14 protein-coding genes are annotated in these 18,520 nt (G+C 59.9%); 11 read left to right on the plus strand and 3 right to left on the minus strand.

Annotation, left to right across the window (positions count from 1 at the left end; genetic code table 11):
• Positions 1–94 precede the first annotated feature (94 nt).
• The 8 genes from PO778_RS08335 to PO778_RS08370 all read left to right on the plus strand — a co-directional run bounded on the left by PO778_RS08335 (position 95) and on the right by PO778_RS08370 (position 7,176).
• Entirely contained in the window at positions 95–2,236 is a 2,142-nt protein-coding gene (locus PO778_RS08335) for a marine proteobacterial sortase target protein (protein ID WP_271439231.1), read from the plus strand.
• On the plus strand, positions 2,233–2,811 hold the full coding sequence (locus PO778_RS08340) for a class GN sortase (protein WP_271439232.1): 579 nt from the start codon (positions 2,233–2,235) through the stop codon (positions 2,809–2,811). Before PO778_RS08335 ends, PO778_RS08340 begins: the two co-directional genes overlap by 4 nt.
• A gap of 83 nt (positions 2,812–2,894) precedes the next feature.
• A complete protein-coding gene (locus PO778_RS08345) occupies positions 2,895–3,494 on the plus strand; it encodes a hypothetical protein (protein WP_271439233.1) in 600 nt (199 codons plus the stop codon).
• Positions 3,495–3,546: 52 nt separating this feature from the next.
• Complete coding sequence (gene mtgA / locus PO778_RS08350) at positions 3,547–4,218, plus strand: monofunctional biosynthetic peptidoglycan transglycosylase (RefSeq protein ID WP_160730448.1); 672 nt, start codon at positions 3,547–3,549, stop codon at positions 4,216–4,218.
• 5 nt (positions 4,219–4,223) lie between these two features.
• The gene (locus tag PO778_RS08355) at positions 4,224–5,252 is read left to right on the plus strand and encodes a cation diffusion facilitator family transporter (protein ID WP_271439234.1); all 1,029 of its coding nucleotides are present in this window, start codon (positions 4,224–4,226) and stop codon (positions 5,250–5,252) included.
• Positions 5,249–5,809 carry a sigma-70 family RNA polymerase sigma factor gene (locus PO778_RS08360; protein WP_160730450.1) on the plus strand — a complete coding sequence of 187 codons (561 nt, stop codon included), beginning with the start codon at positions 5,249–5,251 and terminating at the stop codon, positions 5,807–5,809. The genes PO778_RS08355 and PO778_RS08360 overlap by 4 nt, the downstream gene beginning before the upstream one ends.
• Positions 5,806–6,516: an anti-sigma factor gene (locus PO778_RS08365; protein WP_271439235.1), complete on the plus strand. Its 711-nt coding sequence runs from the start codon at positions 5,806–5,808 to the stop codon at positions 6,514–6,516. Before PO778_RS08360 ends, PO778_RS08365 begins: the two co-directional genes overlap by 4 nt.
• A 93-nt stretch (positions 6,517–6,609) precedes the next feature.
• On the plus strand, positions 6,610–7,176 hold the full coding sequence (locus tag PO778_RS08370; protein ID WP_271439236.1) for a fasciclin domain-containing protein: 567 nt from the start codon (positions 6,610–6,612) through the stop codon (positions 7,174–7,176).
• A 197-nt stretch (positions 7,177–7,373) separates the two neighbouring features.
• Here the strand turns inward: PO778_RS08370 and PO778_RS08375 are convergent, their stop codons facing one another.
• From PO778_RS08375 to PO778_RS08385, 3 genes are all read right to left on the minus strand, one after another.
• Positions 7,374–10,697 carry a TonB-dependent receptor domain-containing protein gene (locus tag PO778_RS08375; protein ID WP_271439237.1) on the minus strand — a complete coding sequence of 1,108 codons (3,324 nt, stop codon included), beginning with the start codon at positions 10,695–10,697 and terminating at the stop codon, positions 7,374–7,376.
• A 286-nt stretch (positions 10,698–10,983) separates the two neighbouring features.
• Complete coding sequence (gene clpX / locus PO778_RS08380; RefSeq protein ID WP_160730454.1) at positions 10,984–12,252, minus strand: ATP-dependent Clp protease ATP-binding subunit ClpX; 1,269 nt, start codon at positions 12,250–12,252, stop codon at positions 10,984–10,986.
• A 243-nt stretch (positions 12,253–12,495) separates the two neighbouring features.
• Complete coding sequence (locus PO778_RS08385; RefSeq protein ID WP_160730455.1) at positions 12,496–13,200, minus strand: ATP-dependent Clp protease proteolytic subunit; 705 nt, start codon at positions 13,198–13,200, stop codon at positions 12,496–12,498.
• Between the two features lie 201 nt (positions 13,201–13,401).
• Here PO778_RS08385 and PO778_RS08390 point away from each other — a divergent pair, with 201 nt between their 5' ends.
• The 3 genes from PO778_RS08390 to PO778_RS08400 all read left to right on the plus strand — a co-directional run bounded on the left by PO778_RS08390 (position 13,402) and on the right by PO778_RS08400 (position 18,513).
• Positions 13,402–15,525: a TonB-dependent receptor plug domain-containing protein gene (locus PO778_RS08390; protein WP_160730456.1), complete on the plus strand. Its 2,124-nt coding sequence runs from the start codon at positions 13,402–13,404 to the stop codon at positions 15,523–15,525.
• 195 nt (positions 15,526–15,720) lie between these two features.
• Positions 15,721–17,157, plus strand: a complete 1,437-nt coding sequence (locus PO778_RS08395; RefSeq protein WP_438944390.1) for an amidase — start codon at positions 15,721–15,723, stop codon at positions 17,155–17,157.
• A 9-nt stretch (positions 17,158–17,166) separates the two neighbouring features.
• A complete protein-coding gene (locus PO778_RS08400) occupies positions 17,167–18,513 on the plus strand; it encodes a cation:proton antiporter (RefSeq protein ID WP_271439239.1) in 1,347 nt (448 codons plus the stop codon).
• The last annotated feature ends 7 nt before the right edge of the window (positions 18,514–18,520 follow it).

Here is an 18,520-nt window from a genome sequence, read left to right on the forward strand (position 1 = left end):
TCCGAATCCGGCAGAAATTGGCCATTCTTGCCTGTGGCGGGTCCGTTCTTCGATGCCGTAACGGGTAGGAAGGTTGAGATGAACGGAGGCTTACATGAGACGAACTGCGGTGACCAAATCCAGAAGAATTGCAGCCACGGTTGCGATTCTCGCGCTCATATTCGCTGCATTCCAGACAGCTTCCGTGTTTGCTGCCGGTGGCCGCGGAGCAGGCGAGATGGCTAGCGACCAGCGCGGCGCAGGCCGCCTGATGCTGCACGGCAAGGGCGTTGCAGATGAACTGCCTGCGATGCAGCTGGGCACCGATATCCAGGTCAAGGTTAGCGGCCCGGTTGCGCGGGTCACCGTCACCCAGGCGTTTCGCAACACATCGGATGGCTGGATGGAGGCAACCTATCTCTACCCCTTGCCCGATGACGGGGCAGTCGACAGCCTGAAGATGGTGGTTGGCCAGCGTATCTTCGAAGGCAAGATCAAGCCGCGCGAGGAAGCCCGCCAGATTTACGAACAAGCCAAGGCCGACGGGCGCAAATCGGGCTTAGTCGAACAGGCCCGGGCCAACAGGTTCCGCAATTCGGTTGCCAATGTGGGGCCGGGTGAAACGGTTCTGATCGCAATCGAATTTCAGGCTCCTGTCCAGCAATTGGCAGGCGAGTATGCCTTGCGCCTGCCGCTTGTGGTGGGGCCGCGATATGTCCCGCCTCGCAGCCTAGTGAACGAGCGCGGCGAAATCGATCTGGTGCAGGTTGCCGATGCGGCAAATGTGACCGCCCCGCTCGCCCATCCCAAGCTGGGCAGCAAGCTGAACCCGGTCTCTATCACCGTGGAACTGGATCCGGGTTTTGAGCCAGCAAAGATCGACAGCCCGTATCATCCCATCAAGATTGTCGATCAGGGTGCCCAGAAGCGGCTGATTATCCTGGCTGACGGCGAAGTGCCTGCAAACCGTGACTTCAAACTGAGCTGGCGCGCACCATCGGGCAAACCGGCAGTTGGCCTGTTCAAACAGGAACACGCCGGCCTCGACTATCTGATGGCCACCATCACCCCGCCGGCTGGAAAACAATCTGGTCCGGCTCTCCCGAGAGAGATGATTTTCGTGATCGACAATTCCGGATCAATGGCCGGCGATTCGATGATCGCGGCCAAGACCAGCCTGATCTACGCCTTGGGCACCCTGCGCCCGCAAGATACATTCAACGTGATCCGATTCGACGACACCATGACGCAGCTGTTTTCTACACCGGTCCGCGCAGATGAACGCCAGGTTGCGGCTGCAACGCGATTTGCGAAAGGTCTCGATGCGAATGGCGGTACGGACATGTTACCCGCCTTGCGCGCAGCCTTGGTCGATCGGCACGGCGAAAGCCGCAATTCCATTCGCCAGATAATCTTCCTGACCGATGGCAATCTGTCCGACGAGGCCGAGATGATGGCGGAAATCGCCACCAATCGCGGCCGCAGCCGGGTGTTCATGGTGGGCATGGGATCTGCGCCCAACACGTTCCTGATGCGGCGGATGTCGGAAACTGGGCGCGGCACGTTCACCCATGTCGGGACCGACACCGAAGCGGTGAGAGAAATGAAAGCGTTGCTCGACCGTCTAACCGCGCCGGTGGCGACCGATATCAAGGTTACCGTGAGCGGTGCCAGCATCGATTTGGCACCGCGCGAACTGCCCGATCTCTATCGGGGGGAGCCGCTGGTTCTGCTGGGCCGCACGAAGCAGCTGACGGGCACGTTGAAAGTAACGGCCACGATCGGCGGGAAAACCTGGACCCACAGTGCCGACCTGTCTGCCGCTGCGGCCAGTGAAAGCGCCGCGAAACTGTGGGCATACCGCCGGATCGCAGAGATTGAGGCGCAGCGTTATTCCTATGAACTCGACCGCGAAACCGCCGATGCCGCGATCGAGGAACTGGGGCTTGAATTTCATCTCGTCACTTCACGCACCAGCCTGGTTGCTGAAGACGAGACGCCCAGCCGGCCAGAAGGCGCAACATTGACGAAGGAGGAACTGCCGTTGCTGCTTCCCGCTGGCTGGGATTTCGACACCCTGTTCAAAGGGCAGAATGCCGCAGCCAAGGCTAATCCCGAATTGGCCGAGCAGAGCGAACTGCTGGAACTGCCTGAAACGGCGACAGGGTTCATGAGCGCGCTGATGGCGGGATTGCTGCTGATGCTCACCGGCCTGTTTGCGGCGGCTGTCCGCCGGCGCCGGATGATCGCGGCGTGACGGCGACCAGCGCCTTCATCAGCAGAGCCAGGGCCAGCTGGCCCTGGCTCATCTGCGCCGCCGGGATGGTGATCGCGCTGCAGGCCGCATGGATTCCGGTAAAGGCGCAAGTCGCGCAAATTATGCTGGAGGATGCTTTTGACCGCAGCCTTACGGATGGCGCCGCGCGCAAGCCGTGGCCCTGGGCAGATACCGCGCCGCTGGGCAAGATCACGGCACACAGGCTGGGCGTGAGCGAGATCGTCTTGTCCGGGGCGTCGGGCGAAGCGATGGCCTTCGGACCGGCAGCGATTGCCGACGGCGGATCATCGGGGGTCACAATACTGGCCGCACACCGCGACACACATTTCCGTTTCGTCAAAGACCTGAAGGCCGGGGACGAGCTGTCGCTGCAGCGTGTGGACGGCAGCATCGCGCGTTACCGTGTCGCCGGTTTTGAGACTGTTCGGTGGGACGAATTCGGGTACCCCGCAAACGGCCATACCGGCTTGCTTGCCCTGTCAACGTGTTATCCCTTCGGAACCGACACACCCGGGCCATTGCGCCGTGTTGTCTGGGCGGAGCTGCTCATTTAGCCGCCGCATCAGGATAGGGGGTTTCGGATTTGCACCCGTCTGGAGTAGATAGTGACAACGGCATTCTTCAGGGAGGACAAGACATGCGTTTCATCCAATCACTTCGGCCCATTAGCGCTGCATTGGCGATCACCCTGATCAGCGCACCTGCCGCCGGGCAAACCAGTATCGACCCGCCTGCCGGCGATTGGACGCACCGCGGGGTGGATGTGAGCTTTCCCGAAACTGTCGGCGGATTCGAGCGCGGGCAGGCAACCGAATTCACGAGCGATGGCAGGGATGCAGCCATCGGTTACAAGTATAACAATGCAGACGGCACGTTGAACGTGACCGTCTATGTCTATCCCGATTATTCCGATCTCTCCTGCTCACAGATTTTCCTCGATGCGCGAAACAACGTGGCAGAATATCGCGGTGCCGAGCTAAGCGGTCAGGGATTCATCTCGCCGCCCAATGGGGGCAATACTGATTTCGGTCTTGCCGCGCGGTACCGCTTGCCCGCGAATTCGATGCGCGAGGGATATCCTGCCCTGATCTCGGACGTTTACCTTTACTGCCCGCCAGGTGACAAATGGCTGGTCAAATACCGCGCCAGCTGGACCGGCAGCGAAGCGACCTTCCCGGACGTTGGCAGCTTTCTGCGCCGGATCGATTGGCCCGCTGCCTTGCGGTCGAACCTCTAAGCCAATTCCCCGACGCACCGCCCAAGCTGAAACCTAGCTGAAACCGAGCCCCATGCTGCTGCGCATTGCAAAACTTCTGGCGAAAATCGTCCTCTGGTTCGTCGGACTTAGCCTGGCGTTCGTGGTGCTGTTCAAATTCGTTCCGCCGCCAATAACTGCCACAATGTTGATGGACGAAAACAGCGTGACCAAGGACTGGGAACCGCTCTCCAATATCGACCGCAATCTGGTGACCGCGGTAATCGCGGCAGAGGATGGCAAGTTTTGCAGTCATAACGGTTTCGACGCGGAAGCGATCGAGGAGGCAATCCGCAAAAACGCGCAGGGTGGCCGTATCCGGGGCGGCTCCACCATCAGCCAGCAAACCGCAAAGAACGTGTTCCTGTGGCAAGGTGGCGGCTATATCCGCAAGGGGTTCGAGGCGTGGTTCACCTTCCTGATCGAAAACATCTGGGGCAAGCGGCGGATCATGGAAGTCTATCTGAATGTCGCTGAAACCGGCATCGGCACCTACGGCGCGGAAGCCGGGGCGCAGCGTTATTTCAATCATTCGGCGGCCCGCCTCAGCAAGAGCGAAGCCTCGCGCATGGCAGCAGCCCTGCCCCTGCCGAAGGAACGCTCCGTCACCAATCCGGCTGGTTTTACACGGCGTTACGGCAACACGATTGCATCGCGCATGGGTGTAGTAAGGCGTGACGGATTGGATTCCTGCGTCTACGAGTGATCGCGATGGGCGCAGGGCATTCACACAGTAACGATAGCGGGCACGAAAGCGGGCACGATCATTCGCACGGGCATTCGCACGGGCATTCGCACGGGCATTCGCACGGGCATTCGCACGGGCATTCGCACGGGCATTCGCACGGGCCTGGACACAGCCACGCACCGGCAGATTTTGGCCGCGCATTTGCGATCGGGGTAATCCTCAACACAGGCTTCGTGATCGTAGAAGCGGTTTACGGGCTGCTCTCCGGCTCGATGGCGCTTATCGCCGATGCCGGTCATAATCTTTCCGACGTACTGGCGCTGCTATTGGCATGGGGTGCCAGCATCGCTGCCAAGCGTGCGCCATCCGACCGATTTACCTACGGGTTCAAAAGTTCGACGATCCTTGCTGCTCTGGCCAATGCCGGCCTCCTGCTGGTGGCGATTGGCGCAATCACGTTTGAAACCATTCACCGGATTTCAGAACCCGCCCCTGTCGAAGGGATGACGGTAGTTATCGTCGCGGGGATCGGCATCCTGATCAACGCCGGCACCGCCATGCTGTTCATGCGCGGCCGCAAGGATGATCTGAATATTCGCGGGGCCTACCTGCACATGGCCGCCGACGCGCTGGTCTCGGTTGGCGTGGTTCTGGCGGGCATCGTGATTTTGCTGACAGGTGCCTGGTGGATCGATCCGTTGACCAGTCTCGTCATCGTGGCGGTCATCGCCTGGAGCACGTGGGGGCTGCTGAAAGACAGCGTGAAAATGGGATTGCTGGGCGTGCCGGAAGGTATCTCGGAACAGGACGTCCGCGGGTTTCTTGGCGGTCTGCCAGGCGTCGAGGCGGTGCATGATCTGCATATCTGGCCGATGAGCACGACCGAAACCGCGCTGACCGCCCATCTGGTCATGCCGGGCGGGCACCCCGGCGATGCATTTCTTCACGATATTTCCGAAGAACTTAAGCACCATCACCGGATCAACCACGCGACGATCCAGATCGAACAGACACTCGAATGCGCCCAGAATGGCAAGGGCTGCGCGATATGAACGACGCAGTCCGCCAGCGGGAGGCATTGAAAGACGATATCGTCCGTCTCGCCAGCGGAGACAGATCGGCGCTGGAATCGATCTACCAAGCCACATCGGCGAAACTATTCGGCATCTGCCTTCGTATCTTGGGAAACCGCGATGAAGCAGAGGATGCCTTGCAGGACGTATATGTCAGCTTGTGGCGCAGCGCCGGGCGCTACGACCCTGAACGGGCCAGCCCGATCACCTGGCTGGCGACATTTGCCCGCAACCGCGCAATCGACCGTTTGCGGTCGGGCAAGGTCCAGCGAGGCGCGGTTCCGGTGGACGAGGCAGCTGAGATCGAAGACACAGCGCCGCTGGCGGATGAACTGGTCGAAACCGGTCAGCGCAACGCCCGCATCCATCATTGCCTGCGCGAACTGGAAGAGAAAACCCAGGATTCGATCCGGACAGCCTTTTTCCATGGTAAGACCTATGCGGAGCTGGCCGAGGCGAAAGGCGTCCCGCTCGGCACGATGAAAAGCTGGGTCCGGCGCGGTTTGGCCAAATTGAAAAGGTGCCTAGAGAAATGACAGCTCCTGAACTGACAGAAAGGGAACGTCTCGCCGCAGAGCATGCGCTTCGCCTGCTGGAAGGGGAAGAGCTGGTCATGGCGCGGGGGCTGGCCGCCAGCGATCCTGACTTTGCGCGCGAGGTTTCCGATTGGGAAGAACGCCTCGCACCGCTGCAGGATGAACTTGCCGGGGCCCAGCCCGGTGCGGATTTGTGGGACCGGATACAGGCGCGGCTGGATGGCGGCACTCCGGTGGCAGAAGTCACTGCCCTGCGCAGGCGGGTGCGCCAATGGCAAGTCGCCAGCCTGGTGTCGGCAGCGGCGGCAATTGCGGTGGCATTTCTGACGATCCCCGCGATGCAGCAATCCCCGGCTGAGCCTCAACCAGAGGCGCCTTTGATGGCGAACATTCCCATCGGGGATACATCGCTGCGCCTCGCAGTGACCTATCTGCCCGATCGGTCCGAAATGCTCGTATCAGCCAGCGGACTGACAGCCGATGGGGTGCACGACCACGAATTGTGGCTTGTCCCGCCGCAGGGCGAACTCCGATCGCTGGGTGTCGTGAAGCCTGGCGAGGAAGTGCGGATGCCGCTCGACCCGGATCTGGCCTCGCTGATCCATGATGGGTCGCAAATGGTTCTCACCCGCGAACCACTTGGCGGGAAACCGGCTGACGAAGCTGCCGGCCCGGTCGTGGCGGAAGGCGCATTCTCGCTGATCTGAGATAATTCCGAATTTTTATGCATCCGCCACCCGGCGGGCTGCGTAACTCCTCACGCAAGCAGGACGGGGCTTGGAAAAAGAGGAGATTACCAAATGCGTACACCATCCAAATTCAGAGCCGCCGCCTTTGCCGCAGTGGCAGCCATGGGCACTTTTGCCGCCATCAGCACAGCGCCGGTATCCGCGCATAATCACAAGATGGCCGAAAAGAGCCAGCCGAATATCGTGCAAACCGCGATGAGTACCGGCGTGCACAATACGCTGGTCGCTGCGGTCAAGGCAGCCGGTCTGGTGGACACACTCGCCAGCCCGGGGCCTTTCACCGTGTTCGCGCCGACCGACGATGCGTTCAGCAAACTGCCGGACGGCACGGTCGACAGTCTGCTGAAGCCGGAAAACAAGGGCACTCTGACCAAGGTGCTGACATACCATGCGGTGGCCGGCAGTGTGACTGCGGCTGACCTGCTGTCCATGATTGACGAAAATGGCGGTGCCGTAACGATCAGCACAGTGGCCGGTGATCCGCTGGTGGCCAGCAAGTTCGGCGATACCGTTGCAATCACAGACGCGGCCGGGCGCACCACCGTTGTCTCAACCGCAGACGTGAAGACATCGAACGGTGTCATTCACGTCACCGATGGTGTGTTCCTGCCGGGTTGATCACAACCACTAAAGCAAAGCCGCCGTCTTACGGAACTTCGGCGGCCTGACTGCGCTGCTCCTTTCCCCTTCGGATGCAGCGCAAACCGAACCCCGCCTGGCCATTCCTCCGGCCGGGCGGGGTTTTCTGATTCCGCCACGAAAAAGGGCCGGCCAGCACATGCTGACCGGCCCTGTTTTCATCGTAACCTAGCGGTTTAGAAACCGGCCTTCGCGCCAAGGAAGAAGTAGGTGCCAACCGGGCTGACTGGATAGGCCTGCTCAGTGATGAATGGCTTTTCGTTGAAGATGTTGTTCACACCGCCATAGAACGAGAAACGGTCGCTGGCTTCGAAGTTGAACGAAATATCATGGATGAAGGTTTCGTCCGAAATCGCGTTTTCAGCGCTGTAGATCGTGCCCACATCTTCGATTTCAACCGAACGCAGCGCCATCTTGTCGAGATAGGTCGTCGACCAGGTGATGCTCAAACGGTCCCAATCCCAGGTCAGCGACGCGTTGCCGGACCATTCCGGACGCTGCAGTTCACCCAGTTCAGGATCAAGATTGGTCAGGTCTGACGGATCGAAGAAGCGGTCCAGCTTGTCCACCCAGTTACCGGCCGCCGCGAGGGTGAAGCCGTGATCGCCAAGGTTGAAGCTGTAACGTGCCGATGCTTCGACACCGGCAGTTTCAAGACGCGCGAAGTTCAGCGACGACTGACGCAGGAAGGTAAACCCGCCATTGCTGGAACTGCGGTCAACCAGCGTACAGAACTGATTGTTGAAGTTTGCGCTGTCGACGCAATTGTTCACGATGTCCTGCGCGCTCACAGTCGAAATCGCATCTTCGATTTCGATGTTGTAGTAATCGACGCTCAGCGCGAGGCCCGGCAGGAACGAAGGCGTGATCTGCGTGCCCACCGTCCAGGTCGTCGCGGTTTCTTCCGAAAGGTTCGGGTTACCGCTGATCGAGCCGGAGAAACGTGCGGTGAGCGGATCGACATAGGAATATGTGCCGGTGCCGAAGGTTGGATCGAACCCGATCGAATTGAACAGCGCAACACAGTTTGCCTGACGCTGGGCCGGATCAGGCGCGTTCGCAAGTTCCGATGCATCGCACGGGTCGACCGGGCGGAAGAACGCACCCTGCGCCGGGTTGAACAATTCGTTGATGTTCGGCGCACGCACCGCGCTGGAATACGTACCGCGGAACAGGATGTCCTCTACCGGGGCGTACAGACCATTCACATTCCAGGTAAAGGTGCTGCCGACCGTGGAATAGTTCGCGTACCGCGCCGCTGCGTTGAGTTCGAGCAGCCTTGCAAAAGGCTTGTCGGCCAGAAGCGGCAGACGAACTTCTGCAAATGCATCGAACACGTCAAAGTCGCCGCCCGCATTGTCGATGATCGACGCCGGGTCAAATACCAGCGAGTTTTGTGCGTTCGGCAGGTCACGGAGCAGATCGCCTGCATTCGCATCCGGCGTATCGACAGGGACAACACCGCGGATCAGCGGATCGAACTGCGAATCGCTGGTTTCCTTGCGGAATTCAACGCCGACAACCCAGTCGACAGGACCGCCCGGCAGCTCGAAGAAGCCGCCCGTGTCACCGATGAGCGTGCCGTTGAGCACCAGCTGGTCGAGAGCAAAGCGGTTGACGGTGGTTGCCGTGATGAAGTCTATTGCTTCCTGGCTGATAGCGCCGACCCCGCCAAGGATATTGGCAGGAGCACACTGGCCGTCACCCGGGTTGAAGCTGAAGAAGCCGGGATCGCCAGCAGGGATGCCGAACGGGGTCGTTGCCGGTGCAGTCGGATCGATATCCGAACGGCAGATGGGATTACCCGTTACCGGGTCACTGATCACGTCGATTGCGGCATAGAACCGATCCAGAATGACGCTGTTATTGTTGATGCTCTTCTGGTCGAACTTGCCGTAGTTCACCGACACTTCGTATCGCAGGTGATCGGTCATTTCGCCGCGCAGACCGCCGACAAAGCGCCATGTCTCGAATTCGTTACGGTCGCGGTTCTGGCCTAGGTCGGCCGGGTCACGCGTGATGTAGAGACCGTCCCCGCCGCCAAAGAACAACGGTGCGACGAAATCTTGCAGATCGCCGGTGATGAACGGGTTGTCCGAACGAATGGTCAGCAGATCGTAGAACGTATTTGGCTGACCCTGGAATTCAGCAGTGTTGGAAACATACTTGCCCTCAAAGAACAGTTCCGCAGCCGGTGTAAATTCCATCGAAGCGTTGACGTTGACAGACCAGCGTTCAGTCTCAGGCGTCAGCGAATTCTCGTTGAAATTGTTCTGGATGCCGTCACCGCCAAACTGGTTGAACAGGCCGGTGATGAGGCCATCCTGATAGACCGAGACGCTGCCATCGGGGTTGATGTTGGCACAGCCGCCAGCGAGACCGAACGCACCGGGGTTGAATGTGGAGTTGAAGCCAACCGAAGATTCAAGACAGTCGGCAGTGCCATTATTGTTGATGTCCGGGCCATCGCTGAGGCCGATATCACCCGGCGCGATAACGCCGCCAGCCGAGGACAGCGAGAAGCGCGGATCGCGGGCGATGAGCCGGCTCGGTGCACTCGCAGCACGCTCGATCAGCGCCAGTTCCGCTGCGCTAAGCGTCGGGGTTGTGCCAAATTCTGCGAGATAGTCAGCCTGGAAATCAGCCGCACTCGTCGGGATACGGAAACCGGTCGGGAACGAGCCGTTGGCCAGCGAATAGAAGTTGGCAAAGTTAGGGGTACCCGTGCCGATATCGCCGTTCTGGAAACGCAGCGCCGGGTTGCCTTGGTCATCGGCAATTCCGTTGTCGCGGCTGAAGGAACGATCACCGTAAAGCAGTTCGTCATTGCGCGCATATTCACCGGTCACGGTAATGTTACCGCGGCCATCGGCGAAGTTCGTGCCCCAGGTAAGGTCACCATTGATCCGCCAGGCATCGCCCTTGTGCGAGATGCCGGACTGCACGTTGCCTTCAAGACCTTCGAAATCATCGCGAAGCTGGAAGTTGACAACGCCGGTCACAGCATCGGCACCGTAAACTGCCGATGCGCCGCCGGTGATTGTTTCGACCCGTTCAATAAGCGCGCTCGGGATGGAGTTGATGTCCACGACCTGCGCACCAGCTACGCCGGAAACGTGGCGGCGGCCGTTGACCAGCACCAGTGTACGGCCCGCGCCCAAACCGCGCAGGTTCAAGGTTGCCTGGCCGACGGAGAAGGAAAAAACGCCGTCGAGCGAGGATTCGGTCGAAGTCGACGTAGAAAGAGCCGGAACGTTGCGCAGCACATCGACCACGTCGCCGCTGCCCGTCTCTGTCAGCGCGGCAGCATCGATGGCCAGAATGGGTGCAGGCGAACCGATATTGGGGTCACGAGCAATACGTGAACCGGTCACGACGATGACTTCGTCCTGCGCCTCAGCCGCCGGTTCTGCGGGCACTTCCTGCGCATAAGCTGCAAAAGGCATGGAACTCGCTGCCAGCAACAATGTTGCACGCAGCGCCCGGTTTCGATTGATCATGATTGCTTCCCCGTTGTTATCTGCAATTCGCTGACACTATGCTGCGCTGCAGCACAAAGTAAAGCGCCCGAAATCGAGAGTGTCACAACTGTGGCGGGAATGTCACGAAGGGCAGATTCAGCGACAATATATTCGTCGCCGCGTGGATTGATGCGCCAGATCACCCCCGTCGCGGCAGCGCCGTGAACTCAAACAAAAGACGGGCCCGGCAATATGCCAGACCCGTCTCGGTATTTTGAACTTCAAACAGGCGTCACCGGATTAGCGGCAACCGGGAAGCAGCCTTCTAAGCGGCTTCTTCCTTTTCCTCGTCCTTGCCGCCCATGACGCGGATCGGTTCCTTGCGGCCTTCGACCACGTCCTTGTCGATCACGATTTCGGTCACGCCTTCCATGTCGGGCAGGTCGAACATCGTATCCAGCAGGATGCCTTCGACGATCGATCGGAGACCGCGCGCGCCGGTTTTGCGTTCAATGGCCTTCTGCGCGATGGTTTCCAGCGCGTCGCGCTGGAATGTCAGCTCGACATCTTCCAGTTCGAACAGCTTGGCATATTGTTTCGCCAGAGCGTTTTTCGGCTCGCTGAGGATCTGAACCAAGGCATCGGTATCCAGATCGCGCAAAGTCGCGATTACCGGCAAACGGCCTACGAATTCAGGGATAAGACCGAATTTCAGCAGATCTTCCGGCTCGCATTTTTCCAGCAGTTCGCCGATGCGGCGCTTGTCAGGATCGGCAACGTTCGCTCCAAAACCGATCGAGCGTTTCTGGAGACGGTCGGCTATCACCTTCTCGAGACCGGCAAATGCACCGCCGCAGATAAACAGGATGTTCGTCGTGTCGACCTGCAGGAATTCCTGCTGCGGATGCTTGCGGCCGCCCTGCGGCGGGACGGAGGCGGTGGTACCTTCCATCAGTTTCAGCAGCGCCTGCTGAACGCCCTCGCCCGAAACATCGCGGGTGATGCTGGGATTTTCCGCCTTGCGGGTGATCTTGTCGATTTCGTCGATATAGACGATGCCGTGCTGCGCCTTGTCGACGTTATAGTCGGACGACTGCAGCAGCTTGAGAATGATGTTTTCGACATCTTCACCAACGTAACCTGCCTCGGTCAGCGTGGTCGCATCTGCCATGGTGAACGGCACATCGAATGTGCGCGCCAGCGTTTGCGCCAGCAGCGTCTTGCCGCAGCCGGTCGGGCCGACGAGCAGAATGTTCGATTTCGCCAGCTCCACATCGCCAGCTTTGCCGCCATGCTTCAACCGCTTGTAGTGGTTGTGCACAGCAACCGAGAGGACCCGCTTCGCGCGGTCCTGGCCGATGACATAGTCGTTGAGCGTCGTGAAGATATCCATCGGGGTCGGCACATCGCCTTCACCCTTGCCAGCGATGCCGGCCTTGGTTTCTTCGCGAATGATGTCGTTGCACAGCTCCACGCATTCATCGCAGATGAAGACGGTTGGGCCGGCGATCAGTTTGCGAACTTCGTGCTGCGATTTGCCGCAGAAGCTGCAGTAAAGCGTACTTTTAGAGTCGGTTCCGCTCAATTTTGTCATATCCCGTGTTCCCGAATCCCCCCGTAGCGCCCTCATTGGCGGGGAGATTCGTCCGACTCTAAGGCCGGATCGTGTATAATCAACCTGCTGTGCTTAGCAGATGCCCGTTACAGACAGCTGAAAGCACAGGGTTGCCGAAAAGCTACAGTTAACGTCCCGCCCCGGTACAGGACCCCAGCACAGGGCCGCGGGCGTGGACGCTCGCATACCCTGCGCGAGACCGATACCCGGCCCGCGAGAGCGTTACTTCGGCGCGCCGCCTGAACCGTCGGCATCGTCCGGTTCTTCATTTTCCGGACGTGTTTCGAAGACCTTGTCGACGAGGCCAAACTTCATCGCTTCGTCAGCCTCGAGGAAGGTATCACGGTCCATTGCCCGCTCGATATCTTCCAGGCTTTGCCCGGTGTATTTGACATACAGATCGTTCATCCGGCTCTTGATCCGCAGGATTTCGCGAGCCTGAATTTCAATGTCCGACGCCATGCCGCGCGCACCGCCCGAAGGCTGGTGGATCATGATCCGCGCATTCGGCAGTGCGACACGCATACCCGGCTCACCGGCGGCCAGCAGGAAGCTGCCCATCGATGCTGCCTGACCCATGCAAACCGTCGAAACGCGCGGTTTGATATATTGCATGGTGTCGTGGATCGCCATTCCGGCCGTAACCACGCCGCCCGGCGAATTGATGTACATGCTGATCGGCTTGGAGGGATTCTCGCTCTCCAGGAACAGCAGCTGAGCAGTGATCAGCGAAGCCATGCCATCTTCCACCTGACCGGTGACGAAGACGATGCGTTCGCGAAGCAACCGGCTGAAAATGTCGAAGCTGCGTTCACCGCGGCTGGTCTGTTCCACCACGACAGGCACGAGCGCGCCGGTATTGGGGTCACGCGTGAACTGGCCCTGAGAGCCGAAAGTGTCGCCAAGCTGCGCGGAAAGATCGATCATGGAATTCCTCTGTCTCGAAGTTCGAAGGCCTATGTCGCGACTGACACGGTGGAGTTCAAGGGGATTAACCTTCGCAGGATAAATCACGGGTGGAAAACCGTGACAATCCAATGTCGTTTGTCCCGGCGAATGCGCGTCCTATCGAAGCGCACTGTTAATCATCCCGGACGCGAAGCAGGGCCCGCTGCGGAGAAGATACCTATGACACCGGCTGCACGCCCCCCATCGATGCGCCTGGCGTCCTGCCTTCTGTTCAGTGCAAGCGCCTGCCTTTGTGCACCCGCGCTGGCACAGGAACAGCCCGCAGGCGCGGCAGAAACCCCGGCCACAATGGGCCTCAGCGCAGCCGCTCCGCGTGCCGATGCGCGGATATTCGAGCCGACCTATTTCGAACAGTTTGCCCCGCGCAGTGCGCTGGACATGGTTTCGCAGATTCCCGGCTTTTCCATCGATGACGGCAATGATGGCCAGCGCGGTCTGGGCGAAGCGAACCAGAACGTTATCGTCAATGGGGAGCGTTTCTCCAGCAAGTCGGACAGCGTCCGCGACCAGTTGCGCCGGATTCCCGCAGGCGACGTTGTTCGCATCGAAATCCTCGACGGCAACGCGCTCGACATTCCCGGCCTGTCCGGTCAAGTCGCCAATATCGTTTACGTGAACACCGGCACATCCGGCCAGTTTCGCTGGAGAGGCGGATTCCGGGCCCACAATACCGAGGCGCAATTGTATGGCGGGGAAATCTCGCTGACCGGAAGCCGGGGCGATCTCGACTACACACTGGCCCTGTCCAACGACAACAATCGCTTCGGGGCCGATGGTCCGAGCCTGATTACCGACGCCAGCGGCGCCGTGATCGAAGAACAGTTCAGCAAGGTTTCGGGCAAATTCGACAATCCCAAGCTGAGCGCCATCTTCGCCTATGACTTCGGCGCAGACACGGTGGCCAATCTGAACCTCAGTTACGGCGAAGATTACTTCTCCCGCAAAGAACCGGAGATCGGCGTATCCCCTGACGGCCTGGTGCGCGAACGTGACGCCTCCCGCGAGGAAGACGGGCCGGAATATGAAATCGGCGCCGACATCCAGTTCCCTTTCGGACCGGGCACACTGAAGCTGATCGGGCTCGAGCGGTTCGAACGCGACAATTTCTCAAGCACGGTGATCGACCGCTTCAATGACGGACGCGGCGATGCCGGATCGCGCTTCACACAGGTCAACGAAGCGGGCGAGCGGATCGGCCGCCTGGAATATGGCTGGAAAATGTGGGGCGGCGACTGGCAGATTTCGGGCGAGGCAGCGTTCAACCGGCTGAACCGCACGTCGCGCCTGTTCGAACTGGCACCGGCGGGGGGATTTACCGAAATCGCATTCCCGGCGGGAAATGGCGGTGTCACTGAAGACCGGTATGAAGCCATCCTCAGCTTCAGCAGGCAAATCACCCCCAAGCTTTCCTTGCAGGCAACCGGCGGCGCGGAATATTCGAAGATCGAGCAAACCGGTGTCGCCGCCAACTCGCGCAGCTTCCAGCGCCCCAAGGGGTCGTTCTCCCTCGCATGGAAACCCGAAGACGATCTCGACATCTCGGTCGAATTGCGCCGCCGGGTCGGCCAGCTTTCATTTGGTGACTTTCTCGCCAGCGTGTCGATCAACGATGACAACGCGAACGGCGGCAATAACGAATTGCAGCCGGACCAGAGCTGGAACGTCGCACTCCAAGTAAACAAGGGACTGGGCGAATGGGGCTCCGCAACATTTGAGCTGGAACAGGTCTGGTATGAAGATTTCATCGATTTCTTCCCACTGCCCGATGGCGGCGAAGCACGCGGCAATATCGGCAGCGCGGAACGCACCCAGATTGAACTGAACACCACGCTCAAGATGGATCCACTGGGCTGGGACGGTGCCCGTTTCGAAGTGCGCGGTATCCGCCGATGGGACAACGTTAACGACCCGTTCGTGGGCCGAAGACGGCCCTTTTCAGGTCGGTTTACCGATTTGCTCGACGTGAATTTCCGCCATGACATCCTCGGCACCGACTGGGCATGGGGCGGCGGTTTGTTCACCGATAACCGCGCGAATTACTCCCGCCGGTTCGAGACGGGCCGCGATTATGAAGGTCCGACATTCGCCAATTTGTTTGTCGAACACAAGGATGTGTTCGGGCTGACGGTCAACGCCAGCTATGGCAATATACTGGGCGCACGGAACAAGTTCGAACGCGTCGTTTTCGACGGGCCCCGCCCCAACGCGAACATCGTCTTTGCGGAAAAGCTCGACCGGCGGATCGGCCCGATTTTCAGGTTCAGCGTCTCCGGCAATTTCTAGGTCTGACCCGCGCCGGGACTTGCCTTCGCGGCAGATGCTGGCACCGTGCGCAGCATGAAGAAATTTATCCTGCCAATTGCCGCTGCGATTTCCTGCGCCTCTTGTGCGGCTCTACCTGCGGCTGAGGCGTCGGAAGGGGCAAGCCTGCAAGCCGCGCCGGTGCAGCGACCGACACGGCCAATCGAATCCAATCTGATGCCTCGCGTCAGCCTCGCGGCGGCTGCGGCAAAATTGCAGATCGAACGCATCGCGGCGCTGGACGATGCCGGGCCTCAGCTAAACGCGGTGATTGCGCTCAACCCTGATGCAGCCGCGCAGGCGCAGGCGGCTGAGCGTGCCGGACTTCCCCTGTCCGGGCTTACCGTGCTGATCAAGGACAATATCGAGACGCGGGAATTGCCGACCACTGCGGGCAGCCTTGCCTTGAAAGACAATCTGACCGGCAGGGACGCACCGCTGGTGGCGAATTTGCGCGCGGCAGGCGGCGTCGTGTTGGGCAAGACCAACCTGTCTGAATGGGCCAATATACGGGACGACGATTCCACCAGCGGATGGAGCGCGGTGGGCGGCCTCACCCGCAATCCGCACGATCCGGCGCGCAACACCTGCGGTTCGTCTTCGGGCAGCGGTGCCGCGGTCGCAGCCGGATTTGCCTGGGCCGCAATCGGCACTGAAACCAACGGTTCGATAAGCTGCCCCGCAAGCATCAACGGCATCGTTGGCTTTAAACCGAGCGTTGGTCTGGTCAGCCGCAGACACGTCGTGCCGATCAGCAGCACTCAGGATACTGCCGGGCCTATGGCCAAAGACGTACTGCGCGCAGCGCGGCTGCTGGGCGCTATCGCGGCAGAGGATGCTGCAGACCCGGTGACGATGATCGTGCCGAACCGACGCGCCGACTATACCGAAGGTCTTTCGGAGCACTCGCTTCGCGGCGTCCGAATTGGCGTAATGCGCAAACAGATCGGCAAGAATGACGGCGTTCGCGGTGAATTCACGAAGGCGCTGGCGGATCTGGAGCGGGCCGGGGCGGTGCTGGTCGATATCGATTTCGAACCAAACCAAGAAATGTACAGCGACAGCTTCACTGTGCTGCTGTTCGAACTGCGTGAGGAAATGGGCAAGTATCTCGGTTCGCTCCCCGGTGAAGACATGCCTCGCAGCCTTGCTGATCTGATCCGGTTCAACGAACAGAACGCCTCCACTGAAATGCAATATTTTGGTCAGGGCCTGTTCGAGCTTGCCGAAAGCACCACCGACCGCGAGGCGTATGAGAAAGCGCGCGAAAATGCTGTCCGGATCGCAGGGCGAGAAACGCTTGATCGGCTGCTTGACGATTATGAGGTCCAATTCCTCGTCGCGCCTACCCGAGGGCCGGCATGGGTCAGCGATTTGGGTAATGGCGACACGTATGACGGCAGTATCGGCTTTGGCAGCCCTGCCGCGATTGCCGGTTACCCGCACCTGACCGTGCCGATGGGACAGGTTGATGGCTTGCCGGTCGGGATCAGTTTCTTCGGCGCAAAATGGTCCGACCACGATGTGTTGAAAGCCGGTGCCGCCTATGAACGCGCCCGGACGTCGCAAATACCCGTGCCCGATTTTGGAGCATGGATGCCAAGCAAGCGTTAGAAGGTCCTGATGGAACCGCGAATATTCCTGTTTGTCCTGTTCGGACTCGCCCTGACGCTGGCTGTGGCGCTGGAGAAAAGGCTTGCGCGCAGTCTGCTGCCCATGCCGGTCCTGTATGTCGGGGTCGGCTTTGCGGTATTTTCCCTCCCGCTGGGTATGCCGCATCTCAACCCCGTGGCAGACAGCCTCGACGCGCTGACTGTGGAATACGTGACCGAGTTTATCGTCATCGCTTCGCTCGCCGCTGCAGGCATCGCAATCGACAGGCCGGTGAACTGGCGCAATTGGCGGCAGATATGGCCCCTGCTCCTGTTCGCCATGCCGCTGACCATTATCCTTGTATCGTTGCTTGGCTGGTGGGCGCTTGGCCTGGCCCCGGCCAGTGCGATTTTGCTCGGCGCGGCACTGGCACCGACTGATCCGGTTCTCGCGCGCAGCGTGCAGGTGGGCCCGCCGGGTGACAATGAGCGGCATGATCTGCGTTTCAGCCTGACCGCAGAAGCCGGTCTCAATGACGGTCTGGCATTTCCGTTCACTTACCTCGCGATTGCAGCGGTGGGCATGGCGTCCTTGGGCGGCTGGACGATCGAATGGTTCGCGCTTGATTTCGTGTGGCGCATCGTCGCCGGTATCGGGATGGGTTATCTCGTCGGGCGGGCCGGATCATGGTATGTTTTCGAGCGCGAAGTTGATGGGCCGGCCAAGCAGGATGGCGACCAGTCGGAAGTCTATTCGACCAGCGAAGGTCTCATCGTGCTCGGCACGCTATTACTTGCCTATGGCTTGGCGGAAATGGTTGAGGGGTACGGCTTTATCGCGGTATTCGTCGGGGCTGTTACCGCCCGCCAGCGCGAGAACGCCAGCCGGTATCACAAGATCAGCCATCACTTCATCGACCAGATCGAAAAGATCGTGCTGGTCGCGGTGCTGCTGGCATTTGGCGGGATGCTGGCCAGCGGCGTGCTCGACGCGCTGACATGGCCGGCCGCGCTTACGGGCCTCGCGTTGATCTTCGTGATACGTCCCCTCAGCGGCCTGATGGCAGAATGGTTCACCCCGCTCCCGTGGAGAGGCAAGGCTGCTGTCGCTTTTCTGGGCATTCGCGGGATGGGTTCGATCTATTACCTCGCCTACGGCCAGAACCACGGGACATTCGAACAGCTCGATCTGCTATGGGCCACGGTGTCCTTCACGATCCTCGCCTCGATCCTGATCCACGGCGTCACCGCCGGCAGGATCATAGAATATGTCGAGCGCCGAAAAGGCCACATCCACAAGGGAGAGGGGGAGGAAATGCTATCCCTGTCACCTGACAATCGCGAAAACATCCGGGTCGATCCGGATGCCTGCGAATAAAACCGCG

This window comes from Pontixanthobacter luteolus, assembly GCF_947494915.1.
In the GTDB taxonomy this organism is placed as follows: Bacteria; Pseudomonadota; Alphaproteobacteria; order Sphingomonadales; family Sphingomonadaceae; genus Pontixanthobacter; species Pontixanthobacter luteolus.